The sequence below is a fragment of the Pseudomonas sp. MDT1-16 genome (assembly GCF_054898115.1).
Genome location: NZ_CM142717.1, coordinates 4,640,262 through 4,654,869, shown reverse-complemented (window position 1 = coordinate 4,654,869; position 14,608 = coordinate 4,640,262). Strand labels below are relative to the sequence as shown.

Genomic DNA, 14,608 nt, shown 5'->3' with positions numbered 1-14,608 from the left:
TTTTCAGTCGGCAGAACAGCCTTTACTGGGTCAGTTTTCGGTCAGCGGCAACAGCTCCTGCCAGAAAGTCCGCAAAGTTACGTGTCAAACTGACAATACCCACTCAATCTCTCATGAAGAAATGCTGTTCAAGGCAATCCATAAGGTTTCTTACCTTGGTCACCGATTCCTGATACTCACTACCCGGCTCTGAATCTGCAACGATTCCTCCTCCTCCCCAGCAGGTTAGAAGGTCATCTTTGGCTAGCAGTGTTCGAATGGCTATGGAGCTATCCATCTCTCCTCTCGTGTCGATGTACAATAGCGATCCGCAGTAAATCCCTCGCTGAAACTCTTCCAGCTCATCAATGATTTGCATGGAACGGAGTTTCGGCGCACCGGTGATTGAGCCGCCTGGAAAGGCGTCCATCAGCACATCGATGACATCTTTGCCTTCAGCAATCTCACCTTGGATGGTGCTGACCAAGTGATGAACACTGGGGTAGCTCTCAATGGTGAACAGCTCGGGCACCGTTATTGAGCCGTATCGGCAATTTTTGCCCAGATCGTTTCTCAGCAAATCGACGATCATAAGATTTTCAGCGCGGTCTTTAAGGCTGTTCCGAAGGGCCAGGGCATTTGATGCGTCTTCCGATGTTGTATTGCCCCGAGGGGCTGTTCCCTTAATAGGGCGGGTTTCTATCAGCCCCTGCTCGCATCTGACGAACCTTTCTGGCGAAAAGCTCAATATGGCGTTCTCAGAATTAAGGCTTACAAATCCACCAAATGGTGTAGCGCAGCGGGTTCTCAAGATTTGGTAGGCAGTCCAGGGTTCGCCTGAATACTCAGTTTGAAAGCGTTGGGTATAATTGACCTGATAGCAGTCGCCCGCTTGGATATATTCATGGATCTTGCTTATGGATTTTTCATAGTGGCCATAAGTAATGTTCTGCGTAAATTTTCCGGTTAGCTTGAAGCCTCGGATTTGAAGGGGCTGCGATATAGCGGATTCAAATACCTTGATGATTCGATGACGGTCTTCTTGGCTGACTGCAGGGTGGAAAACAAGTTGGCTCGTTCTTTCACTGTGATCAGAGGTGAGCGACCAGTCGTACAAACCTATCTGTGCATGAGGGAGGTTGAGGTCATCAGTGGCCGGATACTCAAGCTTATAAATTCTTCGCGCTAGGTCATAGGAGAAATAGCCCATCAGCCCCCCGGCGAAGGGAAGGTTTGCCGACAGCTCTGCCGACCCCAGCTGCCCCAACGCAGATCTCAACCGATCAGCAAACAGTGCGTGTGATTCGCCATCTAGTGGCTGAAGGTGCTTGATCGGCCAGGCGCTCATGAGGTCATAACGGCCTCGTTGAGAAGCGGGGCGTCCCGAGTCGAGAAGGATTGCCCCCGGAGCATGCCGTATGAGAGAAAAGTAGATCGTAGGGTCGGCGAGATAGGGTAACGCGTGTACGTGGCAACGTAGCATGCAGCACTCCGTTGAAGTGAGTTAGTAAGAGACTCAGCTGGCCAGCTGAGCTGCAGGCGGCTGTACCGACTTGTTTTTTCCAGCAGAGATGCTCGACCCAACGAGTGGAAAAGGAGAATTGCCGAAGGGGAACCGAACTGGCATTAGATACGGGCCCGGTCGACGATTGAGCCATAGTTCTGCAAGGGTGACGTCGCATCCGGGATGATGAAGATTTGGTGCAAGTAACTGCAGAGGGTAAAGCACGAAGGAACGGGTAAGAATTTCGGCCCTGGGTAGCTGGATGCCATCAAACCTGCCATTCAAATTGTCAAAGAGGAGCAGGTCGATGTCGAGTGAGATCAACCGCTGCCTCCAGCTTCTGCGACCATGCAGGTGCTCTATTCCTTTGAGCCATCTGACAAGTCCCCTTAAATCCAAATCCGTGGTTGCAGAGATTACGAGGTTGTAGAAGGGCGGGTGATTACCGTCTAAGGAGATACTTTCATAAACGGGTGAGCAACGGATGTTTTTCAGATGCTCTTCCAGCATTTTCAAAGCGATTTCAAGATGTGTTTCGCGCTCAACATTGCTGCCTAGGCCGAGATAGACTGTGTGGTTTTTCATGGAGCCTGACTCGCTGATCTGAAACCTATTTAATGACGCATTTCCTTGTGGCATAAAATAGGCGATAGTATTGGCGCCTTCAATGGCATGACCTTCGGACTTTCATAATGAAAAATAATTAGACACCAGACCCGAATAGCACGCCTAACAATCATGTGGACTCTTGCATTGGTATGCCTCGCACCTTGTTTTTATTAGCGCAGCGTTGAACATGATGATAAGGAGCCGAAGCTTTAAATTATGTTCATGGATTGTTGGTTAGTAATGTTCATTTTTTGTGAATAAAGCATCGGCTTGAAAATATTTGTAGGGAGGTGCTTTCGTCTCGAGGTTTTGCCAATCCTCTAGGATTTTGTAGTCTTTGCTGTGTTTTAAGAAAATAAGATCAACCGATAGCTTCAGACGAATACGAATTTGGCGAGGCCAGGAAAATCCGCCTTGGTATCATTTAGGAAAACACGACCTTGCACGTAAGCATGAAGTGCACGTGCCAGTACCTGAATCTCAAGATCTGGTTCCAACGAAACGTCAAATTGAGCAATATCGCGGGTATTGCAGCAATGCTCAGATAAAAAAGCAGTATTATCAGCGGTTACGCGCCTGATCGACGGAGAGGTAACTGGGAGTACTTTATTATTAGCTTTGTTCATCTGAGATCACCTTAAACGGCAACTGCTGCTTTATCGGTAACGTGGTGCTGACGCTTGAATGCTGTAACTGTATTGGCCAACAGACATGCGATAGTCATCGGGCCGACGCCGCCTGGAACTGGGGTAATTGCCGAGGCATGCCCTGCTTCATCAAATGCAACATCACCCACAATCCTGGAGCGTCCGTCGCGGTCAATTCGGTTGATACCCACGTCGATTACGACTGCACCAGGTTTGATCCAGTCACCCTTTACAAGCTCGGGGCGACCTACAGCGACAACGAGGATGTCTGCTGTGCGGCAGAGTGCGGGGATGTCTTTGGTTTTTGAATGCGCCACGGTGACAGTGCAGCTCTCGGCCATCAAGAGCTGTGCCATGGGCTTGCCGACGATGTTGGATTTGCCCACGACCACCGCGTGCAGACCAGCGAGGCTGCCGAGTCGGTCTTTGAGCATCATCAGACAACCCAGGGGGGTGCACGGCACTAGCGCATCTTGCCCAGTCGCTAAACGACCGGCGTTCAGTATATGAAATCCATCCACATCCTTGTCTGGGTCAATGGCATTGATCACAGCGTTAGTATCAAGGTGCGCAGGTAGAGGTAACTGCACGAGGATGCCATTTACAGCAGTGTCTGCATTGAGCTTATCCAGCAGTGCCATTAGCTCTGCTTGTGTGGTATCAGTTGGTAGCTGGTGTACGTAGGAGTTCATGCCGACCGCCAGGGTCTGGCGGTGCTTTGCACCAACATAGACCCCACTGGCAGCATCCTCACCAATCAATACGACCGCCAGCCCTGGTGTCAGTCCTGTGTTGGTCTTAATTGAGCGCACGTCGTCGGCGAGTCGTTCGACAAGTTTAGCGGCGAAGCCTTTACCGTCGATCCGTTCAGCCTGGAATAAATTATTCATCAACTACTTACCTCAACATCTAGGGAATGCCGCGGTCGTTGTCCGCAAGCAAACTGGGTTAGCAGTCCGGTCCACAGCGGTCGAAGGGGATACCTTGATGGCCCGGAAGGCAGTGGTGATTTAGTCGGTCTCTACAAGCGGTTTGCCACGTTCCATGAACCGCTCGAACTAATCCTGCGGGACAAATTCGCCACCGGTCGTCCTCGCCATATGAGCTGCTAGGGACAGCTTGTTGCGCAGACCGTGACGGTTCAGATGGACAAGACCTTGGCCGCTATTCACGATGAAGTCCGGCCGTGCAATGCCCGCAGTGACGAAGGTTCCAAGCGAATCGACTGAGGTGTTTGCGCCTGAATAGCCCGCGGAACAGTTCATCTTCGGCCACTGTGAAGACACCTGAAAGCAACGATTTCATTACGTCAGCGACAAGCGCCGACATCCGAGCGACAGCCATGCCATCAGCCTCTGTGCGATTAGTCACACCCACGTCATAGACCGACATGAGATTTGTCGATCCGATCATTATGCAGTACAAGCACTTCAGGATTGAGCGCGTAGGCGCAAGCCTAGTCTGAGGCCATATAGCCTCAGATTTTTCTGCAAACTTTTTATGAGCCATTCCCAAAGCAATCATGCTTGGCGCTAAAAATAAGCTTGCAGGTGTTGAAGAAGCCAAACTGAAATTTATATATCCAGCGGTCTATTTAGACAGTACTACAAGGCGAAGGCTCCTCTTTTGGGAGTCTTCGCCAAGCAGGTATACACGCTGTTATGTCAATCGCACCGTGGAAGACTACTTTAGGACCTTCACAGTCATCTCACCAACCGATTCGATTTCAACATACATCTCATCACCGGCATAGACTCTCGACACTCCATCAGGAGTGCCGGTAAATAGTACATCGCCTGGATAGAGAGTGTAGAAGCTTGATGCATAAGAAATCAGCTTCCGGGTCTTGTAAATCATTAGGTTGGTATTTGTCTTTTGTCGAGTTTCGCCATTTACGGTCAGATGCAATTCAAGATTGTCTGGATCAGAGACTTCATCGGGCGTTGTCAGCCAAGGCCCCACAACAGAGTAAGTGTCGCAAGACTTACGCAGAGACCTCTCTTCCGGTCCACGCGCGGTCATATCAAGACCGACACTATAGGCCGCGACATAATCCAGAGCATCTGCCTCAGGGATGTCATAGCCCACTTTGCCGATGATGACGACCAATTCGCCTTCGTGGTCATGGCGACGATCATCTTCACGCAGCCGAACCCCCTCAGATACGCCAACGAGAGAAGAGTTTGCCTTCAGGAAGAGGCCCACGGTCTCAATCGTCTTGACCTGAGTGCCAAAGTTGACGGTTTTATCCTGGTTTACCTCACTTTGATGAGCGAGATAGTTTACCGGCGCTGCAATGACTTTTGTTGGGTTCGCTACGGGACTCAGGAAGGCAACGTCCTTCAATGGAATACGTTTTGCGGTTTTTGACGCCTCAAGAATTTGCGGCTTCAGGATTTCGAGATTTTGGATTAGCCAATCACCTGTTGTTGGCAATGGCCAATTCGGAACGGTGCCCACATTCGCAAGCACGGAGGTCACATCGGCAATCTCATCCCCCAAAACCAAGCCTAGGGAATTGTTGTTGAAACGACAAATACGCATGTATCTTTCTCCTCTTTGGCGCAGGCAGTATTCAGCCGCGCACTTCTCGCCAGATGTTAAGTTTTTCCTGAACCGCTCGGTCTGAATAACTGAAGATCACGCTATCTGTGCGTGCTTCATGTTCCTGAACCGACCAAGCAGGAGCAACAAAGACGTCATGCTCGGCCCAGTCGATCTCAACGCCGCCGATCCGGCTGGTACCTTGACCTTCGACCACAACAAAAACGGTGGTCGCGGTAGTCTGATAGGGCTTAGTTACCATGCCGGAGGGCATAAGTCGCATATTCGTGGCAATTGTGGGCATTGCCCATCCACCGGTCAGCGGGTCAAGATACTTGAGCATGTGCCCGTGGCAAGGATCAATTTCACGGTGCGAGCGCATGCTATCGAGCATCTCTTTAGCGCGCGAATAGGTATAGTTGATCATCGGCGTACCGGGGCGATTGGGTTTAAAGTCATGCGGTGCCATCGCGTAGCCGAACTCGATGATAGAACTATCATTAGGTTTGGTAATCTTGTGCTGTTGCTCGTCAAGCTCTTCGCGGAAGCCGCCATTCAGGTTGTTGATCATCGGCGTGTCGAGTCCGTCGACCCAGATCATCGGACCATCACCGTTATTGGCATGGTCATGCCAAGTCCAAGTCGGGGTGATCACGAAATCACCCGGACGCATCATAGTGCGTTCGCCATCAACTGCCGTATAGGCGTTCGAGCCTTCAACAATGAAGCGCAGCGCAGATTGAGTATGGCGGTGCGCAGGCGCGATTTCACCGGGGTTGATGACCTGAAAACCACAGAACAAGTTCTCGGCGATCCGCGACAGTCCGCGCAGCCCTGGGTTCTGCAGTGTTAGAACACGCCGTTCGGCTTCTTCAGCCGTTACTAACTTACAGGCTTCCATCAGGAAGGGGCGGACTTCGCTGAAGCGCCAGCGGTGCGCGATCGCCTGAGGGCTAGGTTCGACCTTCACAAGGTTGCGAATCACCGCCCAGAGGGGCGTCAAATCCATTGCTGAGGCACGATCATAAAAGTCGTTGCGCTCGCTTGTTTCCGCCACAGTCTCGTCAATGGACTTTGTACGGGCGATTCTGTTCTGGGTTTCCATAAAAATAGACGCCTCCTCGCTTCCCGAATTTCGTTGTTGGTGGGTGTGGCTATTATCTAGAAGCACACGTGTGCTAATGTCAACAGCGCAGAGCAGGAAAAAACCAAAAGGCTAGACGAAAAATGACCTGCTTTAGTCGAGATATAGGCACTTAAATATCTGTTATAAAAGGAAAAAATCTAAATGCGCTTAGCCAGTAAAGCTTAAATTATCACCGATGAAATTCAACGAAAGGCAGCCCTGGAATTGACGAGTCAACTACGAGGCTGTGATAACGGCGAGGAGAACACTGGTCGGCGTGTCACGCAGCGATGCTGCCGTCTGAGCGCTGAGCTCCTGGCTGGAAGATGAGAAGAGGAGAGCACATGAACTTGAAAGATATGCGCAGCCCGCCTGCGGGCAGCTACCCAAATATCGCGCGCTTCGGGCAACCAGAATATACCGGCTGGATTGATGAGAGCATGTCCTGGAAAGAGTCATGCTACATCGGTGACTGGTCATGGATTCAAGAGCGTCGCTTGCGTGGCCCCGACGTCGAAAAGCTTCTGGCGAGCATTTCGGTCAACAGTTTCGCTAAGGTCGCCATCGGCCAGTCGAAGCACTTGATCCATACGAATGAAGCTGGAAAGGTAATCCATGAAGGTATTTTGAGCCGACTTGATGATCAAGAATATATGCTGTTTGGGCGCGGCGGCTATTGGGCAGACCATATGCTGCGTCAGGGGAATTTCGACGTCGAGTCGATAGAAGACGACTGGTACAACTTCCAGGTCTCTGGCCCGCTCGCCATTCACGTGGTGGAAAAAGCCGCCGGCCAGAACATGCGCGACATCAAGTTCATGCACAGCGGCGAGGTCATGATTGCCGGTTGTAAAGTACGCGCTTTGAGGCAGGGCATGGCCGGCGAGATCGGCTATGAACTGCAGGGGCCACGCGCCGATAGCCTCGCTATTTACAATGCGATCCTTGAGGCGGGCAAAGAATTTGGCATCCGCCGTCTGGGCGGTCGCGTTTCGGGGATCAACCATATTGAGGCTTGCTTCCCGACAATCATTGTCGACTATCTGCCTGCGATTTTTGAGCCGGAAACCACCGCTTACCTAGAGGAGTTCATGGCGGCGATGCCAGGTTTTGCCACGACCTTCAACGTCGCCGGCAGCTTTGAGGGCAAATCCATCAGCGATTATTACCGCAGCCCGGTCGAACTTGGCTGGGGCAAGACCATCAAGTTCGACCATGATTTCATCGGCCGCACCGCTCTTGAAGAAGAGCTGGCACACCCGCGTCGCCAGATCCGCACTCTGGTCTGGAATGCTGATGATGTGACCGCGGTCTATGCCTCTCTATTCTGCAAGGGCGCGCCCTATGCGGTGATGGATCTGCCGCGCGACCAGCGCGGCTATATGTGGGCGGACAAGGTCACCAAGAACGGTAACGTTGTCGGCGTCGCGACCTCGCGCGGTTACAGCTATTACTTCCGCGAAATGCTGTCGCTGGCGGTGATGGATGTCGACCATGCCGAAATCGGCACGGAAGTTGTGGTGCTCTGGGGCGAGCCGGGAGGCCCGCAAAAAGAAGTCCGGGCGATAATTGCCCCTGCCCCTTACAAGCAAGACAACCGTCGTGCGGATGTAACCGCCGTTTAAACCCGATCTCCTGCCGCTGCACGCGCGCCCCGGCCAGAAGGCGGAGCGCTGCTGCTCAGGCATCTGCAAACATTCAGGAAGCTATCATGTCCAACACCTATGTTCTGACCCTGCGCTGTACTGATCGTCCCGGCCTTGTTGGTCGCGTCGGCACCTTCCTCGCCCAGAAGGGCGGCAACATTGTCGAGGCCCAGCAATTCGAAGACCCGGAGACTTCGAACTTCTTCATGCGCGTTGTCTTCACAAGCGACAGCACCGAAAGCGATCTTAAGACCGGTTTCGGGGATCTTTCGGAATTTGCAGGTGCGGAATGGAAGATCCGCTCTGCCAAAGCCCGCCTCCGGGTCATGCTCATGGTTTCGAAATTCGACCATTGTCTTGGCGACCTGCTCTATCGCAACCGAATTGGCGAGCTGGATTTCGAGCCGGTCGGCATCATTTCGAACCACCCTAAAGAGGCGCTGAACGTCCACCTCTTGGGCAATATTCCGTTTCACCACCTGCCCGTCACCAAGGATACCAAGCCGCAGCAGGAGGCCCGGATCAAGGAACTCGTGACCGACAGCGGGGCGGAGCTCGTCGTGCTCGCGCGCTACATGCAGATCCTGTCCGATGACCTCGCGGGCTTTCTCTCGGGTCGCTGCATCAATATCCATCACAGCTTCCTGCCTGGGTTCAAAGGCGCGAAGCCCTATCATCAGGCCCATGAGCGGGGCGTGAAGGTAATTGGCGCCACTGCTCATTATGTGACGGCGGATTTGGATGAGGGGCCGATTATCTCGCAAGATGTCGAGCATATCAGCCACAGTGACACTCCGGATGATCTTGTCCGCAAGGGGCGCGATATTGAGCGACGGGTGCTTGCGCGCGCGGTTCAATGCCATCTGGAGGACAGGATCCTCATCAATGGCAGCAAGACTGTCGTTTTCCGGGGCTGAAGCATGCGAAAAATCATCGACGGCAAAGCATTTGCCGATAAAATCGCGGTTGGGCTGCTCTCTGAGGTCTCGGCATTCACCGATGAGACCGGGATCATTCCAACTCTGGCGGTGATCCTTGTGGGCGAGGATCCTGCCAGCCAGGTCTACGTCCGGCGCAAGGTATCTCAGGCCGAGAGAGTCGGCATCCGCTCGATCCAGCACGTCCTTCCCGCCCATACTAGCGAGCAGGATTTGCTGGGATTGGTCGCTTCGATGAACGCGGATGTGAGTGTGCATGGGATCCTTGTGCAGCTTCCCTTGCCCACCCACATTCACTCGGGCAAAATTCTGGACGCCATTCGGCATGACAAGGATGTTGACGGGTTCCACCCCCTCAACATTGGCCGCCTGTCAGCGGGAACCGGCGGGCTCATTCCATGCACGCCGCTTGGCTGCATGATGCTGCTGGAATCTGTTGTTCCCGACTTGCGCGGCAAAAACGCTGTTGTGATCGGTAAGTCCAATATCGTTGGCAAGCCCGCAGCCCTCCTGCTTCTTGAGCGCGAATGCACGGTGACGGTAACGCATATCCTGACGCAAAACCTGCCCGACATAGTGCGTCAAGCAGACATTGTCTTAGTCGCCGCTGGTAGTCCCGGCCTTGTACGTGGTGACTGGGTTCGCCCTGGTGCTGTCGTCATTGATGTCGGTATCAACCGGGTCCTTGATAATACAGGCAGGCCGAAGATTGTCGGCGATGTAGCGTTCGAAGAGATGGAGCATGTCAGCGCGATTACCCCAGTGCCCGGGGGGGTCGGACCGATGACCATTGCCTGTTTGCTTTCAAACACTATGAGAGCTGCAAGGTTACAAAATTCTGCGGTCTCTCAGCACAGTTGAGATTTCGGAACAGCGCGGCGCCACTCCAGCTCCGCGCTGACGGCTGCAGGGAACACAATGGTGAGATAAAGGTGCCCTAATGAAGAAGCCAGCTTACAGAAAGCGCAGGAAGCCCCCGAAATTGGGGGTGCCGGCAGAACACCTTGACCTGAACGGCTTCACACCCTTCTTGATTGGCGCGATCTCAAACAAATGGAACGTCCTTTCCTCACGCACCTATCTGAAGCTGTTCGGTATAGGCATGACAGAATGGCGCGTCCTCGGATCGCTTGGCGCCAAGGGATCGTCCGGAAGCGCTAGTGCCAACGAGATTGTATCTCTTCTGGGAATAGATGCAGCCGGCGTTAGCAGGGCGATGGCGAAGCTGGAAGTATTGGGACACGTTACGGAGATCTTGGGGACGTATCCCGGTCGCACCCGGCCATATGCGATGACACCCAGTGGCGCGGCACTGTTTGATCAGGTGCGTGAGCTGGCTCTTCATCGTGAGAGGGTTCTACTGCAAGACTTGTGCGGAGATGAAAGAAACCTGCTACTACTCTTTCTGCGTAAACTGCACGCGCGCCTGCCTGAGCTTCAAGAGGGTTTAGATATTGGATCGAATTCCGAAAATTTCCTGATTTCGCCCAACCCTGAAACGACTTTCGACTGATTTCCGCTACATCCGTTTATCGGCTGCAGTCCTCACCACCAACCTTTTTTAGGTCGAGAAAGTGTTGATGGAAATACCTGAGCTAAGCATACGATTGACCTGAACAGAAAAGGGCTATGGGGAATAGTAGAGAACACTCCACCTGAGCTGTTCTATACCGGTGCCTATTTCTATGAATCGGTTTTGGATTGGATGCGGACTGTTCAATTAGATTCTGGTAGAGAAAAATCAATAAAAAAAACGGACTACTGCATGAGTGCCTGCCGAAAGACATCGGGCCAAGTAAGCCAGCGTGGATGAGCGGGGTTGGGGATCTGCTGAGAGCGTGACCGCGTGAAATCCACGGTATGGAAATTTCCGATCGAGGTGCTGGTCGAACAACTGCTGTCAATGACGATGAACAACTTGATTTCATCAGTTAAGCTTTGCGTCAGTATCAATGCTGCGTCGCGCTATCCTGCTAGGCCTATTTGCGAACAGTTTACAGCTGAATACAAGCATTAGATCAATGATTATTAGGCTGATCACCCTTTCCCAAGGGCGGTAGTTGGAGAGTAACCTCTCAATGAAGTAGCATTACAATATTGAACTTTGTAAGAGCACAGATGTTAAGCTTGGGGCAGTCTCTTCGTGGATGCCCGCAAAACTAGGTGTGGCATTATTCGAATAATTGGAGCCGAACTATCGGCGTCTGTCTTACGATGTTTAATCTGGCTAAAGAGTTGACTTGCGGCATTGTCCGCAATTGCCTCAACAGGTAAGCCAACCGCCGTTAGAGCCGGAGACAAAAGGTCAAACCAGGCCGGATCGCCATAACCAACAACAGATATATCATCCGGCACATTCAGACCCGCTTCCCTAATGGCTTTCAAACCTCCAATCGTCAGTTCAGAACTGCCGATGACAATTGCGGTCGGCTGCAACTTCAGGACTCGGGATACGCCGTCATAGCCATATGCCTGACGCGGCGGCACCAGTTCAATACCACCCACAAGCGGAGTGACGCCCAACGCTTGGTGCGCATTCAAATAGCCTTCCACACGGTCGCGCCCTGTGCTAATAGCTTTGCTTGTACCAACGTAGGCTATATTTCGGTGTCCCAAGGAGAGTAAATGCTCTGTCGCCTCACGGCAGCCTTTATTGTCCTCCATGCATACTGCTGTTTTGTTCAGCTTCGCGACACGACGAATAATCTGGACAGAAGGCAAATTCTTCAACAGATCGAGAGTTGCGGGAAGGGGCTTGCTGGTTAACGTGGTGAAAACCCCGCTGACCCGAGCTTCCAAAAGCGACCGGATTTCATTACATTCAGTTTCCGGATCGTCTTCTGTTATCGCCAACAGCATCCGCAGCCCTGCCTTGCGGCAAAGATCCGCAAGCGCCTTGGATATACCACTGTAGAAATCGTTCCGAATGTCGGGAATGACGAGGCCAATAAGTGGACCTGCTTCACCCCGGATCATACGTCCGGAAATGTTCGCGACATATCCAAGATGGTCAGCGGCCTCGCGGACACGCAACCTGGTCGCATCACTAACATTAGCCTTGCCCGTGAGCGCGCGTGAAACAGTTGAATGGTTCATGCCCAGCCGAGCTGCTATATCCTTGATCGTAACTGCACGTGCGGGTTTATAGGTGGACATTAAAAGACCTTCAGAGGTTCCTGAGCTTGGCTAAATGTGGGAAGGATCATAGAGTGACATTCGTGTGTTTGCGATCATAACAGGCGCGGTCCAGCCTGTCCTAAGGAAGGTCGGAAGGAGACTTCCCGTGTCTGGTTGAATACGCCTATCCCTGTGGCCGAGTTTCCCAATGAGGCTGATGACCTTCATCGATGCCTTATGCGCAGCGGCTGACCACTCGCCTCAACTCCCCCGAGACTACACCACAAAGCCCGCCTTGAAGGTCTCGATTACCGCAGCCGCGCGGCCTGAACAAGCCCCTGATCCTGCAACTCGGTAGCGGCCAATGGCTGAGCAACGGCCTGAATCTGATCATCGGCGGCACGACTGGCGTAGGCAAGACGTGGCTCGCCTGCGTGCTGGCACATAAGGCCTGCCGGGACGGGTACAGCGTGCGTTATGTGCGTCTGCCTCGCTTGATGAAAGAACTGGGCCTGGTGGCCCACTGCGACGACCGCTTCGCCAAACTCATGGCGTGACATGATGGAACTGCTGGAAGACCGTTACGGAAACCGCTCGACGGTGGTGACCAGCCAGATGCCGGTGGCTAAATGGCATCCTCTAATCGGTAATTCGACTGTGGGCGATGCGATCCTCGACCGGCTGGCGGACAACGCTTACCGCATAGAACTGAAGGGCGAATTGATGCGTAGGCGCGCAACGAAATTGACTGTAGCCGGAACTTCAGGCTATCACCGCGAACCTGCGTCGCTGCGCTCCGAATGCCTGTCCACGTGTCGTGGAATCCGAACGTACCACCTTCGATGCCACGTGGATACATGCGCCGATTTCGATCAAGAACAAGGGAGGCAAACGTAATCCCAAAATTCATCAGACCAAGAAAGACAACCAGTATTACTTTGGCGCCAAGGCGCACATTGGTGTCGATGTAGAGTTAGGTCTGGTGAGCCGGAAGCGTATAACTACTTCAGGTCATCGCCCCCAATTTGCTTGCCGAAATGTTCTGCGCGAGGATATATCCTCGGCGCAGAACCAGGCGACTGCCCAAGAGTAGAAATGGCACTTTCAGTACATGACAAAAGCAGGGCGTCAATCCCGTTGGAGGTTGAATCAAGTTGATGTAAATAGATTGTTTAATCTCGAACCTGAAAAATTACTTTTTTATATTTTTACTTTTACCAAAGCTTTATGGTGTAGTCAATATTGATCCGGGTTTGGTTTTGATCGCGGAAGGTTGCAGTGCTGGCAAAATTATTTCTGTATGTTGAATTCCTCACCCGAATTGCAACATCCCGGAACGTCCCGCTTTGGATAACATACGAAATCTCAGTATACCGTTCACTCTCGCTCCGTCCATTCCCACCCAGAGCCACTGGCAGGTCAATGTCGTTACCCTTCAAATATCTGATGGTTGTTTTCAAGCCTGGGATGCCGGACGCGGCAAAGTCATAGACATACATGGCCTGCCAAGTGCGTTCGTTTGTGTTCAGAAAGTCGGACGCGAGCATGTACTTGCCAAGACTCAATAACTCAGTGCCAGAGATATAAGGGGTGGCCGTATCACCACTCAGTAACTGGTAGCCACCTATAAAACTGTGCCCTCCCGTCGAGTAAGTAAACTCTGCGAAGTAGGTGTCATTATCTACTTTGCCGGCGCGTGCGCCACCCTCATCTTTAGATGTGTACCAACTGAACTCTGACTTCAGCTTTGAGCTGTTAAAAGTATGTAGATGCTCGATGTTGAAATAGTTCGTGCTATAAAGATTATCTACTATGTTATTGTAATATTTCAGGGTCCATTCATTCACAGGTCGAAACTCGATACCCAAGAAAGTAGCCTGGTCTGACTCAGCAGTTGGATTGTAGCGGCCATTGGGTGAACCCATTGTGAACTTTTCATAATTCGTGGAATTTCGCTTGTTGATTCGGTCGATGTAGCTACCGATCAGCGTGAAATTATTTAGGTCCGTGGAGGATATGTGAACGCCTCGAAAGGTTTGTGGGAGGAGGCGTGAGGCACTGTGGTACGCCATTGGGAATGCAGTATCTGTTAACGTTCCGGCTTGCACGATAGTCTTAGCGAATCGCATCTTCGCAGTTAATCCTAATTCCGAGTATTCGTCATCCGCCTCTTTTTTAGAATTATATGGGAGTAAGTCGGTCCCGATACGATCTGGAGAAGAGTCCAGTTTTATTCCAATGAGGCCTATGGTATTCAGTCCGAACCCAACCGGGCCGTCGGTGTAGCCCGAATTTATTTTAAAGATGAATCCTTGCGCCCATTCCCTGGCGTGATTTTGTGGCGATATTCCTTTATACTCGCGATCGAGATAGTAATTGCGAGCAGTGAGCGCCGCTCCACTGTCATTTATAAAGCCCGAGGCATTAGCGAAAATGCTAATAGCCAAGCTGGCCATAAAAGCGCAAATAATCTTTTCGATTTTGTTTTTCATGGGTTG

At 52.0% G+C, this 14,608-nt stretch carries 12 protein-coding genes and 2 pseudogenes; 6 read left to right on the top strand and 8 right to left on the bottom strand.

The genetic code is table 11. The features are described 5' to 3' along the window. Window positions 1–103 precede the first annotated feature (103 nt). The 6 genes from pabB to gtdA form a co-directional block, all read right to left on the bottom strand. A complete protein-coding gene (gene pabB / locus ACYZT3_RS21275; protein ID WP_462030669.1) occupies window positions 104–1,462 on the bottom strand; it encodes an aminodeoxychorismate synthase component I in 1,359 nt (452 codons plus the stop codon). Between the two features lie 33 nt (window positions 1,463–1,495). Beyond that, window positions 1,496–2,068 (bottom strand): 2-amino-4-hydroxy-6-hydroxymethyldihydropteridine diphosphokinase, encoded by a 573-nt coding sequence (gene folK, locus ACYZT3_RS21270; protein WP_462030668.1) that lies wholly within the window; start codon window positions 2,066–2,068, stop codon window positions 1,496–1,498. A gap of 398 nt (window positions 2,069–2,466) precedes the next feature. After that, window positions 2,467–2,718 carry a hypothetical protein gene (locus ACYZT3_RS21265; RefSeq protein WP_462030667.1) on the bottom strand — a complete coding sequence of 84 codons (252 nt, stop codon included), beginning with the start codon at window positions 2,716–2,718 and terminating at the stop codon, window positions 2,467–2,469. An 11-nt stretch (window positions 2,719–2,729) separates the two neighbouring features. Then, entirely contained in the window at window positions 2,730–3,629 is a 900-nt protein-coding gene (gene folD / locus ACYZT3_RS21260) for a bifunctional methylenetetrahydrofolate dehydrogenase/methenyltetrahydrofolate cyclohydrolase FolD (RefSeq protein ID WP_462030666.1), read from the bottom strand. 793 nt (window positions 3,630–4,422) lie between these two features. Beyond that, entirely contained in the window at window positions 4,423–5,283 is an 861-nt protein-coding gene (locus tag ACYZT3_RS21255) for a fumarylacetoacetate hydrolase family protein (protein WP_462030665.1), read from the bottom strand. A 31-nt stretch (window positions 5,284–5,314) separates the two neighbouring features. Beyond that, window positions 5,315–6,388 carry a gentisate 1,2-dioxygenase gene (gtdA, locus tag ACYZT3_RS21250; RefSeq protein WP_462030664.1) on the bottom strand — a complete coding sequence of 358 codons (1,074 nt, stop codon included), beginning with the start codon at window positions 6,386–6,388 and terminating at the stop codon, window positions 5,315–5,317. A 365-nt stretch (window positions 6,389–6,753) separates the two neighbouring features. Here gtdA and ACYZT3_RS21245 point away from each other — a divergent pair, with 365 nt between their 5' ends. From ACYZT3_RS21245 to ACYZT3_RS21230, 4 genes are all read left to right on the top strand, one after another. Next, complete coding sequence (locus ACYZT3_RS21245) at window positions 6,754–8,034, top strand: aminomethyltransferase family protein (RefSeq protein WP_462030663.1); 1,281 nt, start codon at window positions 6,754–6,756, stop codon at window positions 8,032–8,034. An 86-nt stretch (window positions 8,035–8,120) separates the two neighbouring features. Further along, a complete protein-coding gene (gene purU / locus ACYZT3_RS21240) occupies window positions 8,121–8,972 on the top strand; it encodes a formyltetrahydrofolate deformylase (protein ID WP_462030662.1) in 852 nt (283 codons plus the stop codon). 3 nt (window positions 8,973–8,975) lie between these two features. Beyond that, entirely contained in the window at window positions 8,976–9,854 is an 879-nt protein-coding gene (locus ACYZT3_RS21235) for a bifunctional 5,10-methylenetetrahydrofolate dehydrogenase/5,10-methenyltetrahydrofolate cyclohydrolase (RefSeq protein ID WP_462030661.1), read from the top strand. 79 nt (window positions 9,855–9,933) lie between these two features. Next, on the top strand, window positions 9,934–10,506 hold the full coding sequence (locus ACYZT3_RS21230) for a MarR family winged helix-turn-helix transcriptional regulator (protein ID WP_462030660.1): 573 nt from the start codon (window positions 9,934–9,936) through the stop codon (window positions 10,504–10,506). 608 nt (window positions 10,507–11,114) lie between these two features. On the opposite strand, the gene ACYZT3_RS21225 is transcribed toward ACYZT3_RS21230, so the two are convergent. Further along, window positions 11,115–12,149: a LacI family DNA-binding transcriptional regulator gene (locus ACYZT3_RS21225; RefSeq protein WP_462030659.1), complete on the bottom strand. Its 1,035-nt coding sequence runs from the start codon at window positions 12,147–12,149 to the stop codon at window positions 11,115–11,117. Between the two features lie 234 nt (window positions 12,150–12,383). Between ACYZT3_RS21225 and ACYZT3_RS21220 the strand changes: the two are divergent. Next, window positions 12,384–12,875, top strand: a pseudogene (locus tag ACYZT3_RS21220) (ATP-binding protein); the annotation flags it as partial. A gap of 67 nt (window positions 12,876–12,942) precedes the next feature. Then, window positions 12,943–13,095, top strand: a pseudogene (locus tag ACYZT3_RS21215) (IS5/IS1182 family transposase); the annotation flags it as partial. A gap of 229 nt (window positions 13,096–13,324) precedes the next feature. Here ACYZT3_RS21215 and ACYZT3_RS21210 read toward each other — a convergent pair. Next, the gene (locus ACYZT3_RS21210; RefSeq protein WP_462030658.1) at window positions 13,325–14,602 is read right to left on the bottom strand and encodes an OprD family outer membrane porin; all 1,278 of its coding nucleotides are present in this window, start codon (window positions 14,600–14,602) and stop codon (window positions 13,325–13,327) included. Window positions 14,603–14,608: the final 6 nt, after the last annotated feature.

Bases quoted from the DNA above. Each gene is read 5' to 3' on its own strand.
- pabB (WP_462030669.1), bottom strand. From the start codon at position 1,462: ATGCTACGTTGCCACGTACACGCGTTACCCTATCTCGCCGACCCTACG.
- folK (WP_462030668.1), bottom strand. From the start codon at position 2,068: ATGAAAAACCACACAGTCTATCTCGGCCTAGGCAGCAATGTTGAGCGC.
- ACYZT3_RS21265 (WP_462030667.1), bottom strand. From the start codon at position 2,718: ATGAACAAAGCTAATAATAAAGTACTCCCAGTTACCTCTCCGTCGATC.
- folD (WP_462030666.1), bottom strand. From the start codon at position 3,629: ATGAATAATTTATTCCAGGCTGAACGGATCGACGGTAAAGGCTTCGCC.
- ACYZT3_RS21255 (WP_462030665.1), bottom strand. From the start codon at position 5,283: ATGCGTATTTGTCGTTTCAACAACAATTCCCTAGGCTTGGTTTTGGGG.
- gtdA (WP_462030664.1), bottom strand. From the start codon at position 6,388: ATGGAAACCCAGAACAGAATCGCCCGTACAAAGTCCATTGACGAGACT.
- ACYZT3_RS21245 (WP_462030663.1), top strand. From the start codon at position 6,754: ATGAACTTGAAAGATATGCGCAGCCCGCCTGCGGGCAGCTACCCAAAT.
- purU (WP_462030662.1), top strand. From the start codon at position 8,121: ATGTCCAACACCTATGTTCTGACCCTGCGCTGTACTGATCGTCCCGGC.
- ACYZT3_RS21235 (WP_462030661.1), top strand. From the start codon at position 8,976: ATGCGAAAAATCATCGACGGCAAAGCATTTGCCGATAAAATCGCGGTT.
- ACYZT3_RS21230 (WP_462030660.1), top strand. From the start codon at position 9,934: ATGAAGAAGCCAGCTTACAGAAAGCGCAGGAAGCCCCCGAAATTGGGG.
- ACYZT3_RS21225 (WP_462030659.1), bottom strand. From the start codon at position 12,149: ATGTCCACCTATAAACCCGCACGTGCAGTTACGATCAAGGATATAGCA.
- ACYZT3_RS21210 (WP_462030658.1), bottom strand. From the start codon at position 14,602: ATGAAAAACAAAATCGAAAAGATTATTTGCGCTTTTATGGCCAGCTTG.